The organism is Neobacillus sp. MER 74 (assembly GCF_023714155.1).
Genome location: NZ_JAMAUV010000046.1, coordinates 1 through 7,374, shown reverse-complemented (window position 1 = coordinate 7,374; position 7,374 = coordinate 1). Strand labels below are relative to the sequence as shown.

Sequence of the window (7,374 nt, the reverse complement as noted above, 5' to 3'; positions counted from 1 at the left end):
TTCAGGGCGTTACCCCATCATTTGATTCTTCGATATAACCCTTCAGTTCCGACAGGAACTGCCTGACCTTTACCTGAGCATTGTATGACCAATCTCAATTTAAGCCAGGAACATTTCGCACAACTAACGCACCCGTTACTTTAAGTGAATTAGTTCACAATAACCTCGAATAATAAAGGATTCAACGAAGCTGCAAAACGAATACTTATAAACACTTTTACAGATAATATCATTATTAAATTTACTTTTATTCATTGTCGAGGTAAAAATATTGAAAAGAACATTCTCAAATGATTTACGTCGCCCAAAAGCACATTTTTCACCTTATATAATAAACTACGTACAGGAACGGAACCCTTGGACAGTTGTTTGGTGGTCTGCTGCTTTCCCTGGTGCTGGGCATATGATTTTATGTAAATTTTTTACTGGGGCATTGCTTATGCTCTGGGAATTTTTTATTAATGTGAAAGCACATATTAACGAAGCAATTTTTTATTCTATGATAGGGGAATTCGAGCTTGCTAAGACTGCAATTGATACGAGATGGTTTCTTCTATACTCGGCTGTGTATATTTTTACAATGTGGGATTGTTACAGCCACACTATTGATTTAAATAAGTATTCACAGTTAGCCGACCGATTAGAATCACCAATTATGCCATTTAACATCGGACCATTGGAACTCCATTATCTCGATTATCGAAAACCTTGGAATGGAGCCATTTGGTCCCTGTTTAACCCCGGTTTAGGTTCCCTTTATGCAAACAGACTGCCAACGGGGTTTTTCGTTCTCATTTGTTTTATTACCACTGTTTATAATTCAGATGTTCTACCTGCTATTCATTTGACGTTTGAGGGGAAATCTCATCTTGCTGGTAGAGTAATAAATCCTCAATGGTTTTTAAATTTCCCGTCAATATTACTATTTAGTGTAAGTGATTCATATCGAGATATTGTGTATTCTAATAAATTATTCAAAATAGAACAATCTAGATATTTAAATGACAATTTTCAGCCACAGATGTTCAATATGCCCCCCAAAGCTAAAAGGAGGGATTCCATGCATTTTATTTCAACCTTTAACCATAGCGCATATTTGGAACTCGCACTTAATGACTTGGAACAGAAGAGTATTCATAAAGAGAATATTTTTGTCACCACATTTGATAAATGTGCTCCAAAATCTCCTGATATTGATAAAATTCATAAAAAAAATGCCAGTAAATTTGAATTATCTTTCGTTTTAGGGGCAATTTTTATGCTACTTGGGGGTATTTATGGATTTATTTGGGCTTGGGGTCCGATAATTTGGTCACTAATTGGGCTTATTTTTGGGGGAATATTGGGTGTTATCATTTCCTTGATAATATATAAAAGAGACTGGTTTCAGAAAAAAGATTCAGCAGAAGTTATTATTATTGTAGAGTGTGAAAAAAATCAAGCAGAGTTTGTAGAGCAAATATTATGGAAACACGGAGCATTAGGGGTATCAAAAACATCTAGCTAAAAAGCATTAGACAACATACATTATTCCAACACTCGACAAGTTTCAAAGTGTTGGAATAATGATTCCTATCTTATTTTGTATTCCGATAATGAATTACCACCACATATTATAATAACCTGAAGCGTTAGTTCAATAAAAGAAAGGAGTCTTTATTTGTAAATGTTTTTTGTTAGACCTTTCTTTATTATTATTCCTACAACTAATCCAGGAATTACACACAACATAGGAAGCCAAACAGGTCCGAGTAAAACCCCAAATAATAGAAAATTTGAGGAATAAATACATCCCACTGTAACAAAATAGGCAGAAAACACAAAGGGAAGAAAAGAATACCTTTCTTTCCCTCCTCCAGCATCCTTAAAGGCATCCCACATTGCATAAAAATATAAACATGGATAAAACATTAACCACTGATAATCAGCCTGTAAAATCGCCTTTTGAATATCACCTTGAAAACTTGAAATAATCACAACGTTGAAATTCGCTTGAACATTCACCAGAAACTCTAATATCACAAAAACAATTCCTTTAATTATTTTCCCGTTTAGAAACTGACCAAACCCAGGAAGGGCGATGCTCCATAATATTTTTTCAATTGCATTATTCACATGCTCACAATCCTCTTATGATTATCATCTCCTTATGGTGTTATGATTTATAAAATTCTTTTCTATCTATGGGTTGTGGAGGCTGTTCCATCCATCCACGTTCAACCAAAATTTTAAATCCTTCCCCTCCATACTTCATTACATCTACTATGAATAAGGACCACGTAGTTGCCAAGTCCTTTCTCATTGTGATTGATAAAGCATTTCCAAGTGTAGAAACACCAACTTGGTTTGTAGAACCGATAAAAAACATAATTAATCGCTCTGAGAAAGGAGAAACTATTGAATTTGTTACCTCCATCGTCGTTGGAAAGCCGATAAAATTGTCATTTTCTTTCAATAATCTGTCAAATGATTCTAATTGATTTTCACATAGCTTTTTTCCTTTTAATAAGTAATTCTTTATTTCCTTATCTTTTGTTACCTGAATTAATCCCATCAAAAGAATTAAACCAATGGCATTTCTTTCAATACCTGCAAAAAGTTCTCCGATTTCTAAAGTATTTAAAGGTCTTTTATCACCTAACCAGGTATTGATTAATGATGGATTGTGTTGAACAAACTCTACGCTTGTTGGATATTCCATTTTTGGTGGTCTATCGTTTAATCCTTTAAAAAGCATAAGTTCTAATGCTTTCTTATGCAATTCAGTTTCGTGATATAAACATTTTGAATAAAATCGGAATATTTTCTTCCTCAAAAATTGTTTTTACTTTTCCAATAATTTTTTCAACCAAAGTTAAGACTTCTTCAGTAATCGATTTTATATCATGTTCGTGAAGATGCTGAAGGAAATGTTTGTAAAAACATCTTAATGCTGTATTTTCTATATAGGTGGACCAAAGAGTGCCAATTTCAGATGTAGTTAACTTAATATGGTCATGATTACTTTCCATAAAACAACCTCCGATTGAAAATCCATCAGGAATATTGTTCCCTAAATTGTAAATATAATTTAAGAACACCTATGAAATCCATCAACTAAAAAGTCGCAGCATTTATATAGAGCTGAGGCTACTTCAATATTCCTACGGAAAAATCTTAAGGTTTTTAATGCACCGCTCCAAGCGTTAACTTGGTCAAGCATCAAATTGATATTAGGAAGATGTAATTCAGCTGGTTTAAATGTTGTAAAGTTTTCAAAATCTGTATATAAAGACAATGTGGGTGAGTTCCCAATCTGCAATGAACAATTCTCCAAAAATCCCTCGTCAATGTTCAGCTACACGAGCACCACCAGTTTCCCATAGCTTACGATACCTGCCGCTTTTTATCAATTGAATCTTCATCGAGTTCGGGTAGAGATAGGATTATTTTATTGCTCGTTTTTTCTTATGAATTCTTCATCGTTTCATATGTTCGTTAAAAAGAGCATATGAAATTGCACAGCTTTTTCGGTATCTTTTGAATGTGAAAATATGTAGCCTAGTCCTATATGAACTGAGCTACTTCAAAAATTTCATATAAAAGCTTCTTCTAGTAATGCACCCGGTAGTTGAAAATGCACATTATTAATTTACCTTTGCTACTCCTAAAGCAAAATGATTCCAAAGAATGTTTTCTATTAACTCAGCTTGTGTTTCTTTACAATCAATAATTAGAATAATCTCAGAATGTTTACCTCTTAAAACTCTTTTTTTCTTCTTTAAAACCAATTCAGTAATAAGTCTAATAGCGAATCCTAGAACAAATCCGATAAAGGCACTGATAAGTCCCCAGTAAATTGGACCCCATGCTAATTTAAACCCAATACTAGCCCCTACAACCGAAAAAGCTGTTGCTAGTGCCATTCCTATATCAACTAGTGATGTGCCGTCTGAACGATGCAAGGAATCAAAAACCCTACGTTCCTCTGTTCTATTATCTAGTGGGACAGCAAATATATCTTCTTGTTTAATCCCCTTTTTCTTTAATGCTGAAATAGCTATTTCTAAAAAGGCGTTACTTTCATAGGTGGAAAAGAGCTGCAAACTTATCACTTCACTTTTTGTCCTTTTAGTATTCGAAAACCTGTTGCTTGGTAATTCTTTTTTAAGTAATTTTTTTGTTCCTCTTTGTAAAGTTTATTATTTTCGATTGTATTCATGTAAGCGTCAAAAGTTGCAAAGCCATAATGGGATGGGAGGAATAAGAGCCATTCAGGATTTAAAACAGAGTTAGCCTGTTGGACTTTTCCTAAAAATAAGAGGGAAACTGCTTCTTGGATATGCGAATAATAAAAGAAGACGACTACCCAAAAGATGACAAAAAGTGCTGTTAAAATCCTATGTATATAAAGCTGCCCAAGACCTGGCACAAATAGTGACCACATGACGGAAATAACAGGGTTTCTTTTATCAAGATAATTCATTTCTACTGCTCCTAGACTGAATGTATTGAAACGGTGGTCCTCACTGTTTGCTAAAAGATAAATTTTGTTCAAATCAACCGTCGTTCGATAACTATCCCATATGCCAAAAAGATAAACTGGTATATACATTAAAAGCCATCTTGTGTCCAAAACTTCCTTCGCCATATCTATATTTCCTTGAAATGAGTAAACCATTGCTAGATTAACATGAGCTCTTATATTAACAACAACTTCCCAAATAAATAACGCATACCCTCTAAGATATTTAGATAAAAGCAAATGTCCGAATCCTGGAAAAGCAGCAGACCACCAACCAATAATATAAGGGTTTCTTAAATGAATTTGAGAAGTGCCTAAAACGCTAACATGGGCTTTATATCGTCTAGCAGTGTTGTCATTGGTATAATTGTTCATTTAAAGCCACCTACAGAAAATAATCATTTTTAATAGGAATTTTATTTTATTGTAATCAATTTTAAGACTCTCTTTATGCACGATTAGACGCTGAAGGGGGCTCTTCCAACCAACCATATTTTATTAAGATTTTCCCCCCATCTTTGGCAAAGTCATACGTTTTCGCCATAATACTCCCCATATTTAAAAGCAAGTCACTTCGAAAGCTAAAAGCTGCACCAATCGAATTACTTCCTAGTCCAAAATTCGATAATAAACTAGTGTTATACATCATAAGTTTGTCAGAAAAGGGAGGAATAGTCGAATCAGTAACCATCCCCGCCCAAGTTGAAGGAGCTGGAATATCGCTATCTAATAAATGATTACTCATCATAGATACTATTTCCTTAGCCAGTTCTTTCCCTCGTGTAAAGTATTTTTTCACATCTGATTCTTTAGCTACTTGTTCAAAGCCATTCATCAATCGCATCCCTGCTAAATTAGTTTCCAGGGATTGATACACTAGTCCAATTTCTACTGTGTTAAGCGGTCGTTTTTTTCGAAATGGATTTAAGCCGTTTGTGTAGCTTATATCATTAATGAAATCTACTTCTTTTGGCATTGGAACAATAGGAGGGCGTGGTAAAACACCTTTATCCAGCAAGTGTTCCGTTGTTTTGGAATATATATGTTGCATATCCGTTGTAAATTCCATATATAAATCACGAATATCCTGTCTATATGACATCCCTTCGTGTAATGTGTAAAGACCTGAGAGAACTTTACCCATTGTTCGGACGTACATAATTGCATAGTTATCATCGAATAGTTGAGGTGCATTTTTATTTACATCACTTTCATTGAAAGCGTTGGGAATAACAGCATCTGCGTTCTTGAAAATGGTTCTAATTTTTTCTTCATTTTTGCTCTCAATTGTATAAGCATTTCTTAAAATTTCTTTAGTTTCATCCTCTGTACTCTTTAAAATAAAATACTCCAAAACCCTAAGCAACATTGATTTTTCACGGTAAGCCTGCCACAAGTTTCCCAACTCTGTAGCTGATAAAGGTATGCTATTCATTTTTACTCCTCCTAAAAAATGGCTTTAATTTTCTCATCCTCAATAATAGAGACCATATATCTATTTACCAAATCTGTCATGGTACCGTTTACACACTCCCCCCAAAGTGTTCCTACTTCGGAAGATGTAAGTTTTAATTTATTGTCATCCATACAACCACCTCTTGGTTATTATTTGCCAATTTATCAAGTGATATGAATTTCACTAAGTAGAATATTGTGAAGAGGATTAAGGCTCATTGAAAGGCGAATTCATTTAAAAAGGCAAGCACATTTATATGCTCACCCTTTTCTACGACAATGCGAATTAGACTATACTTGTGGAATACTCAATTCTTAAGTTAAAGACGGTGTTCTTAACAAAGGTGTTAATCTAAAGGTTAAATTACTAATTAGGAACGCTAATTTAGTAGCCATAATAATTATGGTTGAGAATAAGCTAAAGAGAATATTCAAAGTATATCCCTCCACATTGAAGTATAGTGTTAAATGATAACACTATGATTATTGTTAATCTACGAAACAAATTTATTCAGTTGAATACCAAATGGATAATTTTAATTGTTGCTTCATTCCTATTATTATATAGGGCTTATGAAAAAAGTCTTGGAAAGTTGTTTATGGCAATGAAGTCAGGGGATGTATAAGATTTGTTATTGTCTTGAAACTTCATGCAGCATAGTCTCCTATGCCAATGGGAAACCTACTTTTATCAAAGTACAGATATTGAAGAGCCGTTCAAATAAGGGTGTGTCTATCTATATGAGTGAAAAAGCCTTAAGCGAACAAGAGTGGGTTTACAATTATCTAAAGAGTAAGAAAAGCCCTGTACCTCTTGTCTTAGGCACAAGAGGTCTTGGGGCATAAATGGTAAGAAGTCAATTATCTTAGTTGCCTTTACAATACCGGATATAATGGTTTTTAGAGAAATGCATAATGTTGTAAAAAATACAATTAGAAAAGTGAAATATAAGGATATTGTTTATTTCGCTGTAAATATTGTTGACAAAAAACAAGTCGAGTACCTAATTGACTATTGGAAGGAAAACTAAGAAAGCCTTTTTTTGTATAAGCTATCGACAGTCGCTATGCTCAGAAATAGAATATATTTTCCAACCTTCTTTTGTCTTTTCTAAGATTATTTCACCGCAAAAGGTTGTTTTCTCATTATTTTTATTTGTATGTATTAGCTTGTAATGGGCATATGAAATATATGTCTTTATTGCCATTACATCAAACTCTAATAAATCTACATGACCAAAATTTCCTATATTCCCTCTTATAAAATTTTTATCCCCATAAGTTACTTTGTAAGCCCGAATTATAAAAAAGACGTACCTTCCGGTACGCATTTCAAATAGCCGTAAATTCCGATTTTTTTAATCGAATTACGGCTTATTTCATATTTATTCTGCATTCTGCCTTAATCATTTTTG

The 7,374-nt window shown here is 33.7% G+C and carries 7 protein-coding genes and 2 pseudogenes; 1 reads left to right on the top strand and 8 read right to left on the bottom strand.

Annotated elements, in window-relative coordinates; all coding sequences use genetic code 11:
* The first annotated feature begins 271 nt into the window (after positions 1-271).
* A complete protein-coding gene (locus M3610_RS27150; RefSeq protein WP_251463583.1) occupies positions 272-1,507 on the top strand; it encodes a hypothetical protein in 1,236 nt (411 codons plus the stop codon).
* Positions 1,508-1,656: 149 nt separating this feature from the next.
* Here M3610_RS27150 and M3610_RS27145 read toward each other — a convergent pair whose 3' ends face one another.
* The 8 genes and pseudogenes from M3610_RS27145 to M3610_RS27110 all read right to left on the bottom strand — a co-directional run.
* Entirely contained in the window at positions 1,657-2,115 is a 459-nt protein-coding gene (locus M3610_RS27145; RefSeq protein ID WP_251463582.1) for a hypothetical protein, read from the bottom strand.
* 40 nt (positions 2,116-2,155) lie between these two features.
* The gene (locus M3610_RS27140; RefSeq protein ID WP_251463581.1) at positions 2,156-2,761 is read right to left on the bottom strand and encodes a DUF3231 family protein; all 606 of its coding nucleotides are present in this window, start codon (positions 2,759-2,761) and stop codon (positions 2,156-2,158) included.
* Position 2,762: 1 nt separating this feature from the next.
* Positions 2,763-3,011 carry a DUF3231 family protein gene (locus M3610_RS27135; protein WP_251463580.1) on the bottom strand — a complete coding sequence of 83 codons (249 nt, stop codon included), beginning with the start codon at positions 3,009-3,011 and terminating at the stop codon, positions 2,763-2,765.
* A gap of 143 nt (positions 3,012-3,154) precedes the next feature.
* Positions 3,155-3,385 (bottom strand): annotated as a pseudogene (locus tag M3610_RS27130) (NADPH-dependent oxidoreductase); the annotation flags it as partial.
* 241 nt (positions 3,386-3,626) lie between these two features.
* Positions 3,627-4,085, bottom strand: coding sequence for an inorganic phosphate transporter (locus M3610_RS27125; protein WP_251463584.1), 459 nt, complete (start codon positions 4,083-4,085; stop codon positions 3,627-3,629).
* 5 nt (positions 4,086-4,090) lie between these two features.
* Positions 4,091-4,879, bottom strand: a complete 789-nt coding sequence (locus M3610_RS27120) for a hypothetical protein (RefSeq protein ID WP_251463579.1) — start codon at positions 4,877-4,879, stop codon at positions 4,091-4,093.
* Positions 4,880-4,952: 73 nt separating this feature from the next.
* Entirely contained in the window at positions 4,953-5,939 is a 987-nt protein-coding gene (locus M3610_RS27115; RefSeq protein WP_251463578.1) for a DUF3231 family protein, read from the bottom strand.
* Between the two features lie 14 nt (positions 5,940-5,953).
* Positions 5,954-6,091: pseudogene (locus M3610_RS27110) on the bottom strand (DUF3231 family protein); the annotation flags it as partial.
* Positions 6,092-7,374 lie beyond the last annotated feature (1,283 nt).